Origin of the sequence: Sphingomonas beigongshangi, from assembly GCF_016820445.1 — a bacterium.
In the GTDB taxonomy this organism is placed as follows: domain Bacteria; phylum Pseudomonadota; class Alphaproteobacteria; order Sphingomonadales; family Sphingomonadaceae; genus Sphingomonas; species Sphingomonas beigongshangi.
On sequence record NZ_JADHDT010000005.1, the window covers coordinates 118,973 to 136,153 of the forward strand.

Annotated in this window: 16 protein-coding genes; 9 read left to right on the plus strand and 7 right to left on the minus strand. The window is 68.7% G+C overall.

The features are described from left to right. Positions 1 to 79 precede the first annotated feature (79 nt). Positions 80 to 2,176: a glucosidase family protein gene (locus IQ292_RS10065; RefSeq protein WP_203310188.1), complete on the plus strand. Its 2,097-nt coding sequence runs from the start codon at positions 80 to 82 to the stop codon at positions 2,174 to 2,176. Here IQ292_RS10065 and IQ292_RS10070 read toward each other — a convergent pair. From IQ292_RS10070 to IQ292_RS10095, 6 genes are read right to left on the minus strand one after another with little or no spacing between them, the layout of a single operon-like run. Beyond that, a complete protein-coding gene (locus IQ292_RS10070; RefSeq protein ID WP_203310189.1) occupies positions 2,145 to 2,819 on the minus strand; it encodes a DUF6445 family protein in 675 nt (224 codons plus the stop codon). The genes IQ292_RS10065 and IQ292_RS10070 overlap by 32 nt on opposite strands. Then, positions 2,816 to 4,336, minus strand: coding sequence for a tryptophan halogenase family protein (locus IQ292_RS10075; RefSeq protein ID WP_203310190.1), 1,521 nt, complete (start codon positions 4,334 to 4,336; stop codon positions 2,816 to 2,818). The genes IQ292_RS10070 and IQ292_RS10075 overlap by 4 nt, the downstream gene beginning before the upstream one ends. Positions 4,337 to 4,378: 42 nt before the next feature. After that, complete coding sequence (locus tag IQ292_RS10080) at positions 4,379 to 4,822, minus strand: hypothetical protein (RefSeq protein ID WP_203310191.1); 444 nt, start codon at positions 4,820 to 4,822, stop codon at positions 4,379 to 4,381. Between the two features lie 8 nt (positions 4,823 to 4,830). Further along, positions 4,831 to 5,175 (minus strand): hypothetical protein, encoded by a 345-nt coding sequence (locus IQ292_RS10085; RefSeq protein WP_238940981.1) that lies wholly within the window; start codon positions 5,173 to 5,175, stop codon positions 4,831 to 4,833. A 52-nt stretch (positions 5,176 to 5,227) separates the two neighbouring features. Continuing rightward, a complete protein-coding gene (locus tag IQ292_RS10090) occupies positions 5,228 to 5,659 on the minus strand; it encodes a CoA-binding protein (protein WP_203310192.1) in 432 nt (143 codons plus the stop codon). A gap of 53 nt (positions 5,660 to 5,712) precedes the next feature. Next, positions 5,713 to 6,660 carry an Mrp/NBP35 family ATP-binding protein gene (locus IQ292_RS10095; RefSeq protein ID WP_238940982.1) on the minus strand — a complete coding sequence of 316 codons (948 nt, stop codon included), beginning with the start codon at positions 6,658 to 6,660 and terminating at the stop codon, positions 5,713 to 5,715. Between the two features lie 73 nt (positions 6,661 to 6,733). Here IQ292_RS10095 and hflK point away from each other — a divergent pair, with 73 nt between their 5' ends. From hflK to IQ292_RS10120, 5 genes are all read left to right on the plus strand, one after another. Beyond that, entirely contained in the window at positions 6,734 to 7,867 is a 1,134-nt protein-coding gene (hflK, locus tag IQ292_RS10100) for an FtsH protease activity modulator HflK (protein ID WP_203310193.1), read from the plus strand. Further along, positions 7,864 to 8,739 carry a protease modulator HflC gene (hflC, locus tag IQ292_RS10105; protein WP_203310194.1) on the plus strand — a complete coding sequence of 292 codons (876 nt, stop codon included), beginning with the start codon at positions 7,864 to 7,866 and terminating at the stop codon, positions 8,737 to 8,739. The genes hflK and hflC overlap by 4 nt, the downstream gene beginning before the upstream one ends. A 138-nt stretch (positions 8,740 to 8,877) precedes the next feature. After that, positions 8,878 to 10,437 (plus strand): Do family serine endopeptidase, encoded by a 1,560-nt coding sequence (locus IQ292_RS10110; RefSeq protein ID WP_203310430.1) that lies wholly within the window; start codon positions 8,878 to 8,880, stop codon positions 10,435 to 10,437. Positions 10,438 to 10,553: 116 nt separating this feature from the next. Continuing rightward, the gene (locus IQ292_RS10115) at positions 10,554 to 12,197 is read left to right on the plus strand and encodes a helicase HerA-like domain-containing protein (protein ID WP_203310195.1); all 1,644 of its coding nucleotides are present in this window, start codon (positions 10,554 to 10,556) and stop codon (positions 12,195 to 12,197) included. A gap of 113 nt (positions 12,198 to 12,310) precedes the next feature. After that, on the plus strand, positions 12,311 to 13,528 hold the full coding sequence (locus IQ292_RS10120; protein ID WP_203310196.1) for a M20 metallopeptidase family protein: 1,218 nt from the start codon (positions 12,311 to 12,313) through the stop codon (positions 13,526 to 13,528). Between the two features lie 121 nt (positions 13,529 to 13,649). Here the strand turns inward: IQ292_RS10120 and IQ292_RS10125 are convergent, their stop codons facing one another. Beyond that, positions 13,650 to 14,627: an isopenicillin N synthase family dioxygenase gene (locus tag IQ292_RS10125; protein WP_203310197.1), complete on the minus strand. Its 978-nt coding sequence runs from the start codon at positions 14,625 to 14,627 to the stop codon at positions 13,650 to 13,652. 421 nt (positions 14,628 to 15,048) lie between these two features. On the opposite strand from IQ292_RS10125, the gene IQ292_RS10130 reads away from it, so the two are divergent. From IQ292_RS10130 to xth, 3 genes are all read left to right on the plus strand, one after another. Then, positions 15,049 to 15,786: a M23 family metallopeptidase gene (locus IQ292_RS10130; protein WP_203310198.1), complete on the plus strand. Its 738-nt coding sequence runs from the start codon at positions 15,049 to 15,051 to the stop codon at positions 15,784 to 15,786. A gap of 242 nt (positions 15,787 to 16,028) precedes the next feature. Next, positions 16,029 to 16,367 carry a HesB/IscA family protein gene (locus IQ292_RS10135; protein WP_203310199.1) on the plus strand — a complete coding sequence of 113 codons (339 nt, stop codon included), beginning with the start codon at positions 16,029 to 16,031 and terminating at the stop codon, positions 16,365 to 16,367. Between the two features lie 3 nt (positions 16,368 to 16,370). Beyond that, positions 16,371 to 17,141, plus strand: a complete 771-nt coding sequence (gene xth / locus IQ292_RS10140) for an exodeoxyribonuclease III (protein WP_203310200.1) — start codon at positions 16,371 to 16,373, stop codon at positions 17,139 to 17,141. The last annotated feature ends 40 nt before the right edge of the window (positions 17,142 to 17,181 follow it).

A 17,181-nucleotide genomic window follows, 5' to 3' on the forward strand; every position in this document is an offset into this window, starting at 1 on the left:
GGTATTGGCCAGGATGACAACAGGGATGGCGCGGCGGGCCGACAGGCTGCCGCGCCCTCTTCATATCGGGAGAATGGGGATGACGCGGATCGCACGGGTGATGCTGACGGGCGGATTGATTTCGGGCGTGTTCGCGGCGGCCGGACTGATGGCGGGGCAGGGGAATGCGCAGCGTGGCGGCAAGGCGCCCGAACTCGCCTATCAGCTGACGGAGGGACAAAATCTCAACGCCTTCGTTCGCGACGGTGCGGTCGCGGCGCATCTGCTTCTGCGCAACGGTACCGATCCGCGCATCCTGGTCGCATTCCCGGCGGGCAACAGCGGCGTCGGACTGTGGTTCGAACCGCTTGCCGCACCGGCGACATGGACGCTCGATCAGGCGCCGCGTCCGCAGACCCTGCGCGATGCCCGGGGACGTCCCCTCTATGGCATCCAGACGGTGGCCTCGATCGCTGCCCCTCGTCTGGCGTTCAAGCAGGCCGTGCTGACCAATGTCCGCTTCCTGCGCGACTATCAGGCGATCGGGCGCTTTCCGGCGGAGGTCTCGGTCGGCGCGCCGCAGGTAAGTGGCAGCACGATCGTCTGGCAGCGCGACCGTCTGGACGGCGCCGCCGGATATCGCCTCGAAATCACGGTGTTGGAGGGGCAGGCGACAGCCGATGGGATAGCCGCCGGCGCGAACGGTCGCATCCGGCTGCGGATCGTCGCGACGAGTGGGGATGCTCCCCTGCACGGCATCCCGCTCGACGAGCTGCTCAATGCCAATGCGGCCAATGATCCGGGGGCGCGCAACGCGCTGCGCTTCCTAAGCTATCGAGAGAAGTTCAACGCCGGGTCGTGGCGCTTCAACACCTATTTCGGCCGCGATACCCTGATGTCGCTGCGGTTGTTGATGCCTGCGTTGCGCGGGCCCGCGATCGAGGCGGGCCTTGGCTCTGTCCTCGCCCGCCTCGGATCGCCGGGCGACGTGGCGCATGAGGAGGGGATCGGCGAATTCGCGGTCGTCGAGCATCGCAAGGATGGCAGTGGGGGCGACGGCGCGACGCTCGATTATGGCATGGTCGACGACGATTACATGCTGGCGCCCGTCGCCATGCCCTATCTGCTCGGCGATCGCGCCGCGGCGCGGCGATTCCTCGCCAGATCGATCCCCAGCGCCGCCCGGCCTGGTAGCAGCGAGACCGCGGGCGCCGGGCTGGTGCGCAACCTGCGCTTCGTCGTGGAACAGGCGCGCCGCTTCGCCGACGTCCCGACGGCGGCCAACCTCGTCGCCATCCACGACGGTCGCCTGACCGGTGAATGGCGGGACAGCGAGGAGGGATTGGGTCGCGGCAAATATGCCTATGACGTCAACGCCGTGCTCGTCCCGGCCGCGCTGGACGCGGGGGCGAAGCTGCTCGCCAGCGGGTTGCTGGACCCCTATGTGAAACCGGCCGACCGTGCGTCGCTGATGCGCGCTGGCGCAATGGCGGTGACCTGGCGCGCCAAGGCGCCGGACCTGTTCCGCGTCAGCCTGCCCGCCGCGCAGGCGGCGCCGATGATCCGCGACTATGCGCAGTCGCTGGGTGTACCCGCCGATCCCGCGATCACTGCGCTGGGCGGCCGGCCGCTCGTCTATCATGCGCTGTCGCTCGATGCGAAGGGGCGGCCCGTGCCGATCATCAATTCGGACGAGGGCTTCGCGCTCCTGTTCGGCGATCCCGATCCGGACGATCTCGACACCTATGTCGCCGCGCTCGCCCGTCCGTTCCCGGCGGGGCTGATGACCGACGTCGGCCTGCTCGTCGCCAATCCCGCGCTCGCGCCGCGCGAGGTGCAGGCGCGCTTCACCCCGGCGGCCTATCACGGCGCGGTCGTGTGGTCATGGCAGCAGGCGCTGTTCGCCGCCGGTCTGGCGCGGCAGCTCGCGCGCACCGATCTGCCGCCTTCGACGCGGCGTACGCTGACCGAGGCGCAGGGCGCGCTGTGGCGCGCGATCCAGGCGACGCGCGCGACGCAGAGCTCGGAACTCTGGTCCTGGGCATTCGACGGCGGGAAGTACCGCGTCGTGCCGTTCGGCGCGGGCAAGCAGGACGTCGACGAATCGAACGCGGCGCAATTGTGGAGCACCGTCTATCTCGCGGTGCAGCCGCCGGGCTCGCCCGCTACGCCGGCACCGCGCGCAAGAAGGCGGTAACCGTCAGCCGACCCCGCGCCGGATCGTCGCTCAGGGCGGCATCCGGCGCGATCGCGCCGCTGTGCAGCATGGCGCTGCGGTAAAAGACCGCCCGGTTGAAACGCCCCGCAACGCCGTCGATCCGCGCGAACAGCGGCGTGTCACCCGCGATATAGGCGGCGGGCGGCGTGTAGCCGGCGAGCTCGCGCTGCAGCATCGCCGCATAGCCGGGGCCGCGCGCGGCGTCGATCGTCTCGAATCCCGTGGCACGGTGGCGGTAGAAGGCGGTGCCGTCGCCGTCGTCGGGCGACAGATAATGGACCATCGCGATGCGATCGTCGTCGACCGCATCGACGTGCGGGATACGCTGCGCGATGGTGAGCGCCGCTGGCGGTGTCGTGACGATCGAGAAGCTGGCGTCAATGAGGTCGATCCCGCTCGCGCCGAAAACCTCGCGCAGCACCAGCGAGAGCGGCGGCCGCACGGCGTCGAAATAGTCCCCAGGCAGGGGCGCGCGAATGCCGGGATAGTGATGCCGTCCCGGTTCGTACGACGCGGCGAGCGCCGCCATCCGCAGTCCCGCCGGGTCGGGGTGGAAGCCGTCGACCACGACGACCGGTTGGCGATCGCCGCCGACATGCCGCGCGCTGATCTCGGGCGTCACCGTGCCGGCTCCAGCAGCGCGGCAAGCGCGGCGTCATGCCCCGGCAGCGTCGGCGCGGCGCGCGCGATCAAGGAGGCGATCTGTTGCACCTGATTGCGATTGCCCACCGGATCGACCGTGTCGGCGACGGGATTATAGTCCCGTGCCGCAATCCCCTGGCCGTCCAGCACCGCGAGCCAGCTGGCGTCGCGGAACAGCTCGTCACTGCCCACCATCAGCCGCCCGGCGCGCGCATAATGACCGATCCGTTCCGTCAGCGTCTCCGGAACGGCCATCGCCCGTACCGCGCGCCACAGGGGCTCGTCGCGCGCGGTCGCATGATAGTGGAGGATCAGGAAATCCTTGATATTGTCCATGTCCGCCGACAACAGCGCATCGTAGCGCCGCGCCAGGGCCGGATCCATGTCGCGATCGGGAAACAGCGTCAGCAGTTTCGCGATGCCACTCTGGATCAGGTGGATGCTGGTCGACTCGAGCGGCTCGAGGAAGCCTGAGGACAGGCCGATCGCCACGACATTGCCGATCCACGCGCGCCGTCGGCGACCGGCGACGAAGCGCAGGAAGCGCGGCTCCGCCAGCGCTTCGCCGTCGAGATTGGCGAGCAGGGTGGCCGCCGCCTCGTCATCGGACAGGTGCGGGCTCGCATAGACATAGCCGTTGCCGGTGCGGTGCTGCAGCGGGATGCGCCACTGCCACCCGGCCGCACGCGCGGTCGAGCGCGTATAGGGGGTCGTTTCTCCGACGCGCGCGCATGGCACGGCGACCGCGCGATCGCACGGCAGCCAGTGTGACCAGTCTTCATAGCCTGCCTGCATCACGCCCTCGATCAGCAAGGCGCGGAAACCGGAGCAGTCGATGAAGAGGTCGCCTGCCAGCCGCTCGCCCCGCTCGGTGACCAGCGCCGTCACGTGGCCGCCGCCACCGTCGCGCTCGACGCGGGCGAGCTTGCCCTCGATCCGCGTCACGCCCGCGCTCTCGGCGAGGCTGCGCAGATGCCGCGCATACAGACCGGCGTCGAAGTGGAAGGCATAGCCCAGGGTCGACAGGATCGACCGCGCGTCCGCCACGGGCTTGGCAAAGCGGTTCTGCATCGCGAGCGCGGTCGCCAGCGACAGCGCGGAAAGCGGCAGGTCGTGTCCGTCGGCTCGTGCCTTCAGCCAGCGGTGATGGAAGGCGACGCCGGGCAGCGGCGCGCCGAATTGGCCGAACGGATGGAAATAACGGTGGCCGGGGCTGCGCCAGTCGACGAACTCGATGCCCAGCTTGAACGTCGCCTTCGTCGCGCCGAGGAAGGCGGCTTCATCCAGCCCGATCAGCTCGTTGAACCAGTGGATCGTGGGAATCGTGGCCTCTCCGACGCCGACGGTCCCGATCTCCTCCGATTCAAGCAGGGTGATCGCGACGCGGCCGGCGAACGTGCGCGCCAGCGCCGCTGCGGTCATCCAGCCCGCGGTGCCGCCGCCCAGGATCACGACTTGTCCGACGCGGTCGCTCCGCAGCCCCTCCGCTTCTCTCATGTCAGCCCGATTAAGGCCTTACGGGCCGGCTGGCGAGGGGGCTCAGGGCAGCAGCGTCCCTGCGGGCGGCGGGTCGTCGAGCGGGATGGCGACGCGCCCGCGCTTGTCCGGCTTGCGCGCGAAGGCGGACTTGACCGCCTTTGCCGCGGCGACCGCCAGCGGCACGATCGGCGGGCCGAAGCCCACGGTACATCCCCATTGTGACGCCGCGCACGGCGTCCCCTCCAGTTCGAGCGCCCGCACGGCCGACAGATCGTGGTTCGCGCCCCGTCCCTTCGGCGGCTCCCTTTCGCCTGGCAGCGGAAGCGCCTGCGAGGAGGCGCCGTTGGCGCAGACGACGATGTCGCCCTTGTCGTCGCGCGTGCCGCACGGGCTCGGCGCGAGGATGGAGAAGCTCTGCGGCGTTTGGGTCTGGGTCTTGGGCGGAGTCTGGCTCTGGGGCGACGGCACGGACGCCGCCTGCAAGGCAAGCAGGATCAGTATCATGCTGCCGCTCAGGGCGCCAACGGCCGGTCGGTGGCGCCGGTGACGCCGCCGCGCGTGCTCATCTTCACGCCGGTCATCCCGCCGCCGACCAGGAAGGGCGTCAGGTCGCTCGTCGGATTGGTGCGGTGGAGCAGCCGCTCGCGTTCGGCGGGCACGCCCTCGTAGCGTCGGTCGCCCGCTTCGTGGACGATGAACGGCACGCGGAACCGGTCGGCGCTGCGCTTGCCGCAAACGGTGATGTCGGTGCTGCTCCGATCGTAGCGGCAAGGCTGTTCGACGAAAGGCTGTCCGATGCGGATCGGTGGCGAAGCAGCGGCGGCTTCGGCCTGGATCAGCAACAACGCGACGAGCATCGGGCACTCCCGTACGGGTTACGGCTTATGGTCGCGCGTCAATGTGGCCAAATCAAGCCGTGATGGGCGCGACGTTCAGCCTTGGGATCTCGATCGCCGGGCAGCGATCCATGACCACCGTCAGGCCTGCCGCTTCGGCACGTGCCGCTGCCGCGTGATTGACGACGCCCAACTGCATCCACACGGCCTTGGCGCCGATCGCGATCGCCTCATCCACCGCGAGGCCGGCCGCCTCGGGACGGCGGAAGATGTCGACGATATCGATCGGATCGCCGAGCTGGCCGAGCTCGCGGAAGACGAATTCGCCATGGACGTGCTCGCCGGTGATCTGCGGGTTCACCGGGATCACGCGATAGCCGTGCCGCTGCAGCATCTCCATCACGCCATAGGACGGCCGGTCCGGCCGGTCCGACGCGCCAACCATCGCGATCTTCCGCGCATTCTCCAGCAGCGTCTTGATCCCGGCATCGTCGGTCAGCGGCATGACAGGTCTCCCTCAGGTGCAGCAGCTATAGCGCGAGCGGCGGCGCTGGGTTCCTATCGGTCTTCCAGCCAATGCGCGACCCGGGCGGCGATCGGCGCGAACACGCGATCCCCCTTGTCCGCGGCCGGTGGCCGCCCGGCGTCGCTCGCGATGCGAATGTCGATCGCGAGCGGGACCCGCCCTAGGAAGGGCAAGCCGAGCTGCGCCGCGGTCGCCTCTGCGCCACCGCGACCGAATGGGTCCGACACCTCGCCGCAATGCGGACAGGCATAGCCGGCCATGTTCTCGACCAGTCCGATCACCGGCACGCCGGCCTTGTCGAACAGGTCGATGGCACGCGTCGCATCGATCAGCGCCAGGTCCTGCGGCGTGGAGACGATCACCGCCCCTGCCGGCTTGTATTTCTGCACCATGGTGAGCTGCACGTCGCCCGTACCCGGCGGCAGATCCAGGACGAGCGTGTCGGTCGCGCCCCAATCCGCCTCGACCAGCTGGCCGAGTGCGCCAGCCGCCATCGGTCCACGCCACGCCAGCGCGCGCCCCGGTTCCACCAATTGGCCCATGGACAGCATCGGTACGCCAAAAGGCGTCGGCACCGGATCCAGCACCTTGTCCTTGGCGGTCGGCCGGATGCCTTCGGCGGACATCAGTCGCGGCTGCGACGGGCCATAGATGTCCGCGTCGACCAGCCCCACGCGCCGGCCCGCGCGGGCCAAGCCGATCGCCAGATTGGCGGCGATCGTCGACTTCCCGACGCCGCCTTTGCCGCTCGCCACCGCGACGATGCGCCGCCGCACCCGCTCGGCTGTGACGATCACGCGCAATTCGCCGTTCCATGCGGTCGCAGCGGCGGCGCGGACCTCCGCCTCCAGCGCGTCGCGGGCTTCGGGCGGCAGGCCCGTCGCATCGAGTACGATGCCCGCGCGCACCCCTTCGATCCGCACCGTTGCGCGTGCGCCCGCCGCGGCGGCGATCGCCTGCTTCAATCCGTTTTCGTCCATGTCGCGGTCGCAGATAAGATAGCTTCCCCGGCTTGGCACTGTTTTTCCGCGCATGCCCTCCTATAAAGGCGTCATGAAGATCCTGCCGGGCCGCCGGGCACGCCCCTCCGTCCTTCCTCCCGCTCTGGCCGTCGAACCGCCGAAAAGCCCGTGGGGGCAGGGCGATGATCCTTCGGGTAACGGTCCGCGCAACCCCTGGGCGGTGCCGCCCGGCGGTCGCAGGGCGAATCAGCGCCCGACCGCGCTCGATGAATTCCTCAAGAAGGCGCGTGGCGGCGACGGCGGCGGGTCGGGAAATGGCGGCGGCGGGTTCGGCGGTCTGCCGGGCGGAACCAGCGCACGGGGACTGTGGCTGATCGGCGCGGGCATCATCCTTCTCGTCTGGATTTTGTGGACGTCGATCCATCCGATCGCGCCGCAGCAGCGCGGCGTCGTCACGCGCTTTGGCCGGTATGTCGAGACGCTCAGCCCCGGCATCGCGCTGACGCTGCCGGCGCCCATCTCCAACGTCGTCAAGGTCGACGTGCAGAACATCCGGGTGGAGGATTTCCCGGAGGGCGGTGGCGAGAACCTGATGCTGACCGGCGACCAGAACATCATCGACCTCGCCTATTCGGTGCGCTGGACGATCGCCAATCCGGAGGACTATGTCTTCCAGATCGACAAGCCCCGCGAGACGGTGCGCGCGACGGCGGAGAGCGCGATGCGCGAAGTCGTCGCCAACATGACGCTCGACCAGGCGCTCGGGCCGGGCCGCCCCGTGATCGAGGCGCAGGTGCAGGAGCGCATGCAGAAGGTGCTCGACGACTATAACGCGGGCATCCGCGTCGCCGGTGTGGGCATCAAGCAGGCCGATCCCCCGGCACGCGTCAACGACGCGTTCAAGGACGTCACCGCCGCGCAGCAGGACGCGCAGGGGGCCCGGAACCAGGCGCAGTCCTACGCCAAGCAGATCGTCGCCCAGGCCGAAGGCGAGGCGGCGCAGTTCGACAAGGTCTACGAGCAATACCGCCTTGCGCCCGACGTGACGCGGCGGCGGATGTACTACGAAACGATGGAAGCCGTTTTGGCCAAGACCGACAAGACGATCGTCGAGACCCCGGGCGTCATCCCCTATCTGCCGATCGCTCCGGGCCGCAAGCTGCCCGAACCGCAGACCGGTGACGCAGCGACAGCCAGCGCCCCGGCGCAGGGAGGCGGCCAGTGAGCGGCCTTTGGCGCAATCCCGTCACGCTCGGGCTCGCCGCGCTCGTCGCGGTGATCCTGCTCGCGGCCACCGTCACGATCGTGCCGGAAACGCAGCAGGTCGTCGTCCTGCGCTTCGAGCAGCCGGTGCGGACCGTCAACGCCTGGCGATCCGGCGAGGTGTTCGGCCGTACGGGCGCGGGTCTCATCGCGCGCATCCCGTTCGTCGATCGGCTGGTCTGGCTGAACAAGCGCATCCTCGACGTCGACTATGACAACCAGCAGGTGCTCTCCTCTGACCAGCTGCGGCTGGAGGTGGATGCCTTCGCGCGATTCCGCATCGTCGATCCGCTGAAGGCGGTGAACGCGACCGGCAGCACATCGTCGACCGAAACGCGGATCACCGACGCATTGCGTCCGCTGCTCGGCAGTTCGATCCGCAACGAGCTCGGCAACCAGCCGTTCGCGACCTTGCTTTCGCCCGAACGCGACCAGGTGATGGACAATATCCAGGCGCGCCTGCAGCGGCTCGCCAGCCAATATGGCGTGCAGATCGTCGACGTCCGCATCAAGCACGCCGACCTGCCCGACGGCAGCCCGCTCGATCGCGCCCTGGCCCGCATGCGCACCGCCCGCGAGCAGCAGGCGACGACGATCCGGGCGCAGGGCAACAAGGAGGCGCAGATCATCCGCGCCGACGCCGACGCGCAGGCCGCGCGCATCTATGCGCAAAGCTTCACCAAGGATGCCGGCTTCTACGACTTCTATCGCGCCATGCAGTCGTATCGCCGGACCTTCGGGGCAGCGGGCGGACAGGCGCCGGAAGGGTCGACGTCGATCATCCTGTCGCCGAACAACAGCTATCTTCGCGAGTTCGAGGGCAAGGGGAAATGACGATCCGGTGGAAGGTCGACGTTCCCGCGGGAGCCTTCCACCTTTCAGCCGCGTTCATATTCAAGCGACGTTCAGCCGATTTGGTCCACTAAGGCACCGATCTTAGCGGCACCAATGACAGAAGAGGACCCAAGTCTAGTGCGCAACGCCTACGCCATCACCAGTGCACTCCTCCTCGGCGGCGCGGCCGCCACCCTGGCCCTCCAGCCCTCCACCGCGCAGGTCGCGCAGAACGAGCCCGGCGCGATCCAGGCGAGCGCGCCGCGCGCCGGCGCGCCGATGAGCTTTGCCGACATGGTCGCCAAGCTGCAGCCCGCGGTGGTCAACATCTCTACCAAGCAGACGATCGTCCAGCGTCAGCAGGCCAATCCGTTCGCCGGAACGCCTTTCGGCGATCTGTTCGGCGGCATGGGCGGTCAGGGCGCGCCGGTGAAGCGCGAGGGCGCCTCGCTCGGCTCCGGCTTTCTGATCTCGCCCGACGGCTATGTCGTGACCAACAACCACGTCATCGCGCCGGGCGCGCAGGGCGCGACGGTCAATTCGATCACGGTCACGCTCAACAACAAGCAGGAATATACCGCGCGCGTGATCGGCAAGGACCAGGATTCGGACCTGGCGCTGCTCAAGATCGACGCCAAGGACCTGCCCTTCGTGAAGTGGGGCGACAGCAGCCGCTCGCGCGTCGGCGACTGGGTGCTCGCGATCGGCGAGCCTTTCGGCCTGGGTGGCACGGTGACGGCGGGCATCATCTCGTCGATCAACCGCGTCACCGGTCAGGGCGGTGCCTACGACCGCTTCATCCAGACCGACGCGTCGATCAACCAGGGCAATTCCGGCGGCCCGATGTTCGACATGAACGGCAATGTGATCGGCATCAACTCGCAGATCTTCAGCCAGTCGGGCGGAAACATCGGCATCGGCTTTGCCATCCCCGCCTCGATCGCACGGCCCATCATCGACACCTTCATGAAGGGCGGCAAGATCACGCGCGGCTATATCGGCGTGACGATCGGCGGCGCGGTCGACGACGACAAGGCGGCCGCGCTCGGCATCCCGAAGAATCAGGGCGAGCTGATCGCCCGTGTCGAGCCGAACGGCCCCGCCGCGAAGGGCGGCTTGCGTTCGGGTGACGTCGTCGTCCGCATCAACGGCCAGCAGGTTACGCCGGACCAGACGCTGACCTATCTCGTCTCCAATCTGCAGCCCGGCACGACCGCACGCTTCGATGTGCTCCGTGGTGGTCAGCCGGCCTCGGTCAACATTCAGGTCGCAACGCGTCCGTCCAATGACCAGCTGCTTGCCCAGGCGAACGGCGGCGACGACACCGGCGGGTTCGGCCCCAACGACCCGCAGAGCGATGGGTCGGATGACGATGACAGCAGCGGCGCCGTCCAAGGCGCCGGCGGGCCGCTGGGCCTCAACGTCCAGCCGCTGACCCCGGGCATCGCTCGCGCGATCGGAGTCGATCCGACGACGCAGGGCGTGGTGATCGCCAGCGTCGACGCCTCCAGCGATGCGGCGGGCAAGCTGCGGCGCGGCGACGTCATTTCGTCGGTCAACGCCGTGCCGGTGCGTACCGCTGCCGATGTCGCGCGCCTCGTCGCGCAGGCCAAGGCGGCCGGCCGTACGCAGGTGCTCGTCCTCGCGCAGCGCGGCCGCGGCGCAGCGCAGTTCCTGACGCTCAAGATCGGCAAGTAAACCGGCGGACCTGTCCGACCGACGCGAAGGGTCGCCGCTCCCGGGAGGATCGGCGGCCCTTTTCTTTTGCGCCCGCGGACGGGTATCACGTGGATACGGGTCACAGGAGCGGCAGCATGGCGGACGGCATCTTCATCGGCGCGGGCGAGGGCGGTGCCGATCCGCAGAGCCTCGATCTCCGGCGCGCCAATCGCCACGGCCTGATCGCCGGTGCCACCGGTACCGGCAAGACGGTGACCCTTCAGGGGATCATCGAGGGCTTTTCGAAGGTCGGCGTCCCCAGCTTCGTCGCCGACGTGAAGGGCGACCTGTCGGGCCTAGCGATGGCGGGATCGCCGACCGCGAAGACACATGCCGCCTTTGCCGCGCGTGCCGCGGAGATCGGCGACACCGGCTGGGCCTATGCCGACACACCGGTGCAATTCTGGGACCTGTATGGCGAACAGGGCCATCCGATCCGCACCACCGTGTCGGAGATGGGGCCGCTGCTCCTCGCCCGGCTGATGGACCTCAACGAGGTGCAGGAAGGCGTGCTGACCATCGCCTTCCACGTCGCCGATACCGAGGGCCTGCTGCTCATCGATCTCGACGATTTGCAGGCGATGCTCGTGCATTGCGCGGAGCGGGCGGACGAACTGACGACGACCTATGGCAACGTGTCCAAGCAGTCGATCGGTGCGATCCAGCGCGCCCTGCTCCAACTGCGCACACAGGGCGGCGAGAAGTTTTTCGGCGAGCCCGCGCTCGACCTCGACGACTTCCTGACCACGGACGACAAGGGGCGCGGCATCGTCAACCTGCTCGCCGCCGACAAGCTGATGGCCGCGCCCAAGCTGTACGCCACCTTCCTGCTGTGGCTGATGAGCGAGCTGTTCGAGCATCTCCCCGAAGTGGGCGATCCGGACAAGCCGAAGATGGTCTTCTTCTTCGACGAGGCGCACCTGCTGTTCGACAATGCGCCCGACGCCCTGCTCGACAAGATCGAGCAGGTCGTGCGGCTGATCCGGTCGAAGGGCGTCGGCATCTATTTCATCACGCAGAACCCGATCGACGTTCCCGACAAGGTCGCCGGGCAGCTCGGCAACCGCGTCCAGCATGCGCTGCGCGCCTTCACGCCGCGTGATCAGGCGGCGGTCCGCTCCGCGGCGGAGACGTTCCGCGCCAATCCCGGCGTCGACGTCGCCACGGCGATCACCGAACTCAAGGTCGGCGAGGCGCTCGTCTCGCTGCTCCAGCCCGATGGCGCGCCGTCGCCGGTGACGCGGACGCTGATCGCGCCGCCCGCCAGCCGTGTCGGGCCCGTGACGCCCGACGAGCGGCGCGTGATGATCCAGACCGACGCGATCGGCGCGAAGTACGACACCGTGGTGGACCGCGAGTCCGCCGAGGAGATCCTTGCCGCCAAGACGCAGGAGGCCGCCGCCGCCGCCGCCGAGGCGCGCGCGAAGGACGATGCCGAGAAGGCCGCCGCGCTGCAGGCCAAGGAAGAGGCGAAGGCCGCGAAGGAGGCGGCGCGCACCGCCGCGGCGCAGGAAAAGGCGGAAGCGCAGGCGCGGCGCGAGGCCGAGCGGGAGGCCGCCAATTCGCCTTGGTCGAAAGCGATGACGTCCGCTACCCGCGCCGCGTCCAGCTCGATCGGGCGGCAGGTGGCGAACGAGATCGGCAAGCAGGTGTTCGGCACCGGCCGCGGGCGGAGCAGTGGCGGCGGGCTCGTCGGCACGGTGCTGCGCAGCGTGCTCGGCAATCTGATGCGGCGGTGAGGCGACGGCGCCCGTGCTTGCGGCGCCAAGCGACGCACGGGCGATGACAAAGCCGTGACAACCGCGCGCTATCGGCGCACAAACGGGCGAACCGATCAACAGGAGCCAAGACGATGACCCTCGACACCATCGACCGGGTCGACTGGGCCGCTGCCGGCGAGTCCGAGCTCGACACCGTCGTCGCGCTGCGCCGGGCGATCCATGCCGAGCCGGAGGTCGGGCTGCACTGCCCACTGACCACCGAGAAGGCGAAGGCCGCGCTCGCCGGCCTGCCGCTCGAGATCCACGACAGCACGTCGACCACCGGTTTCATCGCGATCCTGCGCGGGCAGCGCGGCGACAACGGTCGTACCGTGATGCTGCGCGGCGACATGGATGCCCTGCCCATGGCGGAGGAGACGGGTCTTCCCTTTGCCAGCACCCACGAAGGCAAGATGCACGCCTGCGGCCATGACGCGCATACGGCGATGCTGGTCGGCGCCGCGCGCGCCTTGTCCGCGCGCCGCGACCAGCTGCCCGGCACCGTCGTCTTCATGTTCCAGCCGGGCGAGGAGGGGCATCACGGCGCGCGCTTCATGATCGACGATGGCCTGCTGGCGAAAGCCGCGCCCGACGCCGCCTTCGCGCTCCATGTGTCGCCCAACGCGCCGGCCGGGCTCGTGGTGACGCGGGGAGGGCCGATCATGGCGTCCGCGGACACCGTGCACGTCGTCGTCACGGGGCGCGGCGGCCACGCGGCGATGCCGCACGACTGCCTCGATCCGATCCCCGTCGCGTGCGAGATCGTGCTCGCGCTCCAGACGTTCATCGCGCGCCAGGTCGCCGTGACCGATCCCGCGGTCCTTTCCATCACCAAGATCCAGGCTGGCAGCGCGCACAATGTCGTGCCGGGCGAGGTGCGGATGCTCGGCACGCTGCGGACGCTGTCGGAAGCGACGCGGGCGACGATGCGCGACGCGCTGCAGCGGATCGCGACCCATATCGCCGCGGCGCACGGCGCGACCGCGGAGGCCTGGGTCGACCCCGGCTATCCCGTCACCGTCAATGACCCGCGCGGCGCGGCGTTGATCGAGGCTTGCGCGCAGGACCTGTCCGCGGGCGGCTTCATGACGATGCCGCAACCGATGATGGGCGCGGAGGATTTCTCCTATGTCCTGCAACAGGTGCCCGGCGCCTTTGCCTTCGTCGGCTTCGCGCCGGAGGGCAGCGATCCCGCCACCAATCCGCCACTGCACAATACGCGCATGCAGATCGAGGAGGCGATGATGGCGAAGGGCGTCGCCCTGCACTGCGCCATGGCGACCCGTTTCCTAGAGCACGGGTTCGCATGAACCGCACCCGCGCTGGCGGGGGCGGCCGATAAGGTGATCCCATGCCGGAAGCGGGGCGTCCCGCTTGCGTAAAGATCGATCGGACCCGGGCGGGCGAGGCGCGCCCGTCCGGGTCCGGAGCTCACTTCTTGATCAGGCCGATCTCGACCAGGCGTTCGTGCAGGTAATCGTGCGCGGTGATCGGGGTCGGATAGCGATTGGGGTTTTCGGCGGTGATCGTCTGCGGCAGCGTCTCGATCAGGAAATCGGGCGCCGGGTGCAGGAAGAACGGCATCGAATAGCGCGAATGGCCTCGACGCTCGGGGGCAGGATTGACCACCCGGTGCGTCGTCGACGGCATGACGTGGTTGGTCAGCCGCTGCAGCATGTCGCCGACATTGACCACCATCGCGCCTTCGGGCGGCTTGATGGCCAGCCATTCGCCCGAGTCGCGGTCGAGCAGTTCCAGCCCGGCTTCCTCGGCGCCGAGCAGCAGCGTGATGAGGTTGATGTCCTCGTGCGCGCCCGCCCGCACGCCCTCCGCATCCACCGGAATCGGCGGATAATGGAGCAGGCGCAGCACCGAATTGCCGTCCTTGACCGCAGGATCGAACCAGTGTGCGTCGAGGCCGAGGTGCAGCGCGATCGCCGACAGCAGGCGGTCGCCGGCGCGGTCGAACGCCGCGAACAATTCGACGAACGTGTCCTTGAACCCTTCGGGTCGGGCGGGCCAGATGTTGCGCGCCATCTGGCCTTCGAACCGATGCCCCTCCGGCAGCTCGCGCCCGACGTGCCAGAATTCCTTGAGGTCGACGTGCTTGGCGTCCTTGGCGATCTCGGTCTTGAACGGCGTATAGCCACGCGCGCCGCCACCCCCTTCGACGAAATAGCCGCGCTTTTCCTCTTCAGGCAGCGCGAACAGCGCCTCGGTTTCCGACCATGCGCGGTCGATCAGGTCCTGCGGCACGCCATGGTCGGCGACGATCGCGAAACCGAACCGTTCGAACGATCCGCCGAACGCGGCGGCGAAGGCGGCAGGATCACGCGCCTGATCGGCGAGGCTGAGGACGGGAACCTGCGCGCTCGCGGCGGCGGTCTCATGGGTGGGCGTGTCGAGCATTTTCAGCAAATCCGATTGGTTATCCAGTCGCTATACGCCCTTAGCCCGCCACCGTCATCCACCGCCAGCGGTTCGCATGTGAGGGGCTGTCTGCCGCGCGGCCGCGCGGGTGGATGATTTCGGCATGCGGCGGAAGACGGCGATTCGGTGCGTCCGCACCGACATTTTCCGTAGCGGACATCCCGATTCGAACATGGGGTTTGCGGCAGGCCTGATGTCCGAACCATGCCGCGACGTGACATCGTATAACGCTTCGCCGCAGCCCGCCCCCATTTGACCGCGCCGCGCCCCGCCCGCGGCTTGTCGAGCGGGCGCGAATGCGGGCAGGTAACGGCCGTCTGAGCGCAGGGGGCTGCGTAGCACGACGATCACCGAAGCCGGGTCCGGTCAGGGCGGACGCGGCGGTTGTCCTTGGGGTCCGATGAACAGCTTCGTCCGTATCGCCGCTTCCTTCGGCACGCGTATCACCGCCCTCGCTACCGCCACCGCCATCGTCGCAGCCATGCCGACGATCGCCGACGCTGCGACCACCACCGCGGCAGCGGGTGCCCCCGCGGTTGCCGCTGCCGGCGCGACCGGTGCCGCGGCCGACGTGGCCGAGGCTCAGGCGGACCTGAAGGCGGATGCGCAATTCCGGACGCTGTTCCAGAGCTGGAAGAAGCTCGACACGGCGCCGCAGGGCGGCATCGCCATCCCTTCGGTGCAGCCGGTCCAGCGCCTCCAGTTCACGAGCAACTTCGGCATCCGTTCCGACCCGTTCCAGGGGACCGCGCGGATGCATGCGGGCGTCGACATTCCGGGTCCGATCGGTACGCCCATCTACGCAACCGCAGACGGAATCGTCGACCATGCGGGTCTGCAGGGCGGTTACGGCAACCTCGTGGAGATCAACCACGGCAAGGGCATCGCCACCCGCTACGGCCATCTGTCGAAGATCCTGGTTGCCGACGGCACGCATGTGACGCGCGGTCAGCTGATCGCCCTGATGGGTTCGACCGGTCGGTCGACCGGTTCGCACCTCCACTATGAGGTCCGTATCGACGGGCATGCGGTCAATCCGATACCCTTCCTGACCACGGCCGACTATCTGCTGGCGTCGCAGGACCGTGCGGTCCATGTCATCCCGGTTTCCACGGACGGCCCCGCGGCGCAGGATTGAGGCTGTCGCCGGCGCGGTGACGGCATCGAGGGCGCCGGCTATCCCGACGCCCTTGTCCATGGGCGTGGTGCGGCATCGCGAGCGTGCGCGTGCAACCTGGTCCCGGGACTGATCGGCGCGATTCGACGATGATGCGTACGCCGGCGTGTCCAACTTTTCATGCGAGCGTGTCGGTCTCGCGAATACCCGCGGGGCGCAGAGGCCGGTTGCCGCGTCGCGCTCGTGCTCCTATCTCCACGGTCATGGCCACGCATCCCGCCGATATTGCCCTTACCCCCGCCGCTGCCGCCCGCGTCGCTGCGATCGCCGCGCGGCAAGGCAAGCCGGCCATCCTGCGCCTGTCGGTGGAGGGCGGCGGCTGCTCCGGGTTCCAGTACAAATTCGGTCTTGCCGATGCGCCGGACGCGGATGACACGATTGCGAGCACCGGCGACGTCCGCCTGGTCGTCGACGGCATCAGCCTCGACCTCGTGCGTGGTGCGTCCGTCGATTACGTCGAATCCCTCGGCGGCGCGGCATTCCGCGTCACCAACCCCAACGCGGCGTCCGGTTGCGGCTGCGGTACCAGCTTCGCGATCTGACGCGTGAAGCTCGTCACCTACAACGTCAACGGCATCAAGGCGCGCCTGCCTCGCCTGATCGAATATCTCGACGAGCAGCAGCCTGACGTCGTCTGCCTCCAGGAGTTGAAGACCACCGACGACACGTTTCCGATCGCGGAGATCGAGGCGGCGGGATATGGCGCGGTCTGGCATGGGCAGAAGGGCTTCAACGGCGTCGCGGTCCTCGCCCGCGGCAGCCAGCCGGAGGAGCGCCAGCGCGGCCTCGCCGGCGAGCCAGAGGACGAGCATAGCCGCTATCTCGAATGCAGGGTCGGCGATCTTGTGGTCGCCTCGATCTATTTGCCCAACGGCAATCCGCAGCCAGGACCGAAGTTCGATTACAAGCTGCGGTGGATGGACCGGTTGGCCGGGCGCGCGGCGGCGCTGCTCGCCGAGGAAGTGCCGGCGATCTTGATGGGCGACTACAACGTCATTCCCAATGACGACGATACCTTCTCGATCCGCGCAATGGCGGACGATGCGCTGATGCAGCCAGGAAGCCGGCAGGCCTATCGCCGGCTGCTCGCGCAAGGCTGGACCGATGCACTTCGCAGCCGCAAGCCCAAGGGCGGCGTCTGGACCTTTTGGGATTACCAGGCAGGCGCGTGGCAGCGCGATGCGGGGTTCCGCATCGACCACCTGCTGCTCAGCCCGGCTGTAGCCGACCGGCTGATCGATGCCGGGGTCGACAAGGATTACCGCGGTCGCGACAAGGCGAGCGATCACGCGCCGACGTGGGTCAGGCTGCGCTAGGACACCGCCGCTGGCGGACGGCCGGCCGCCCGGCTATCGC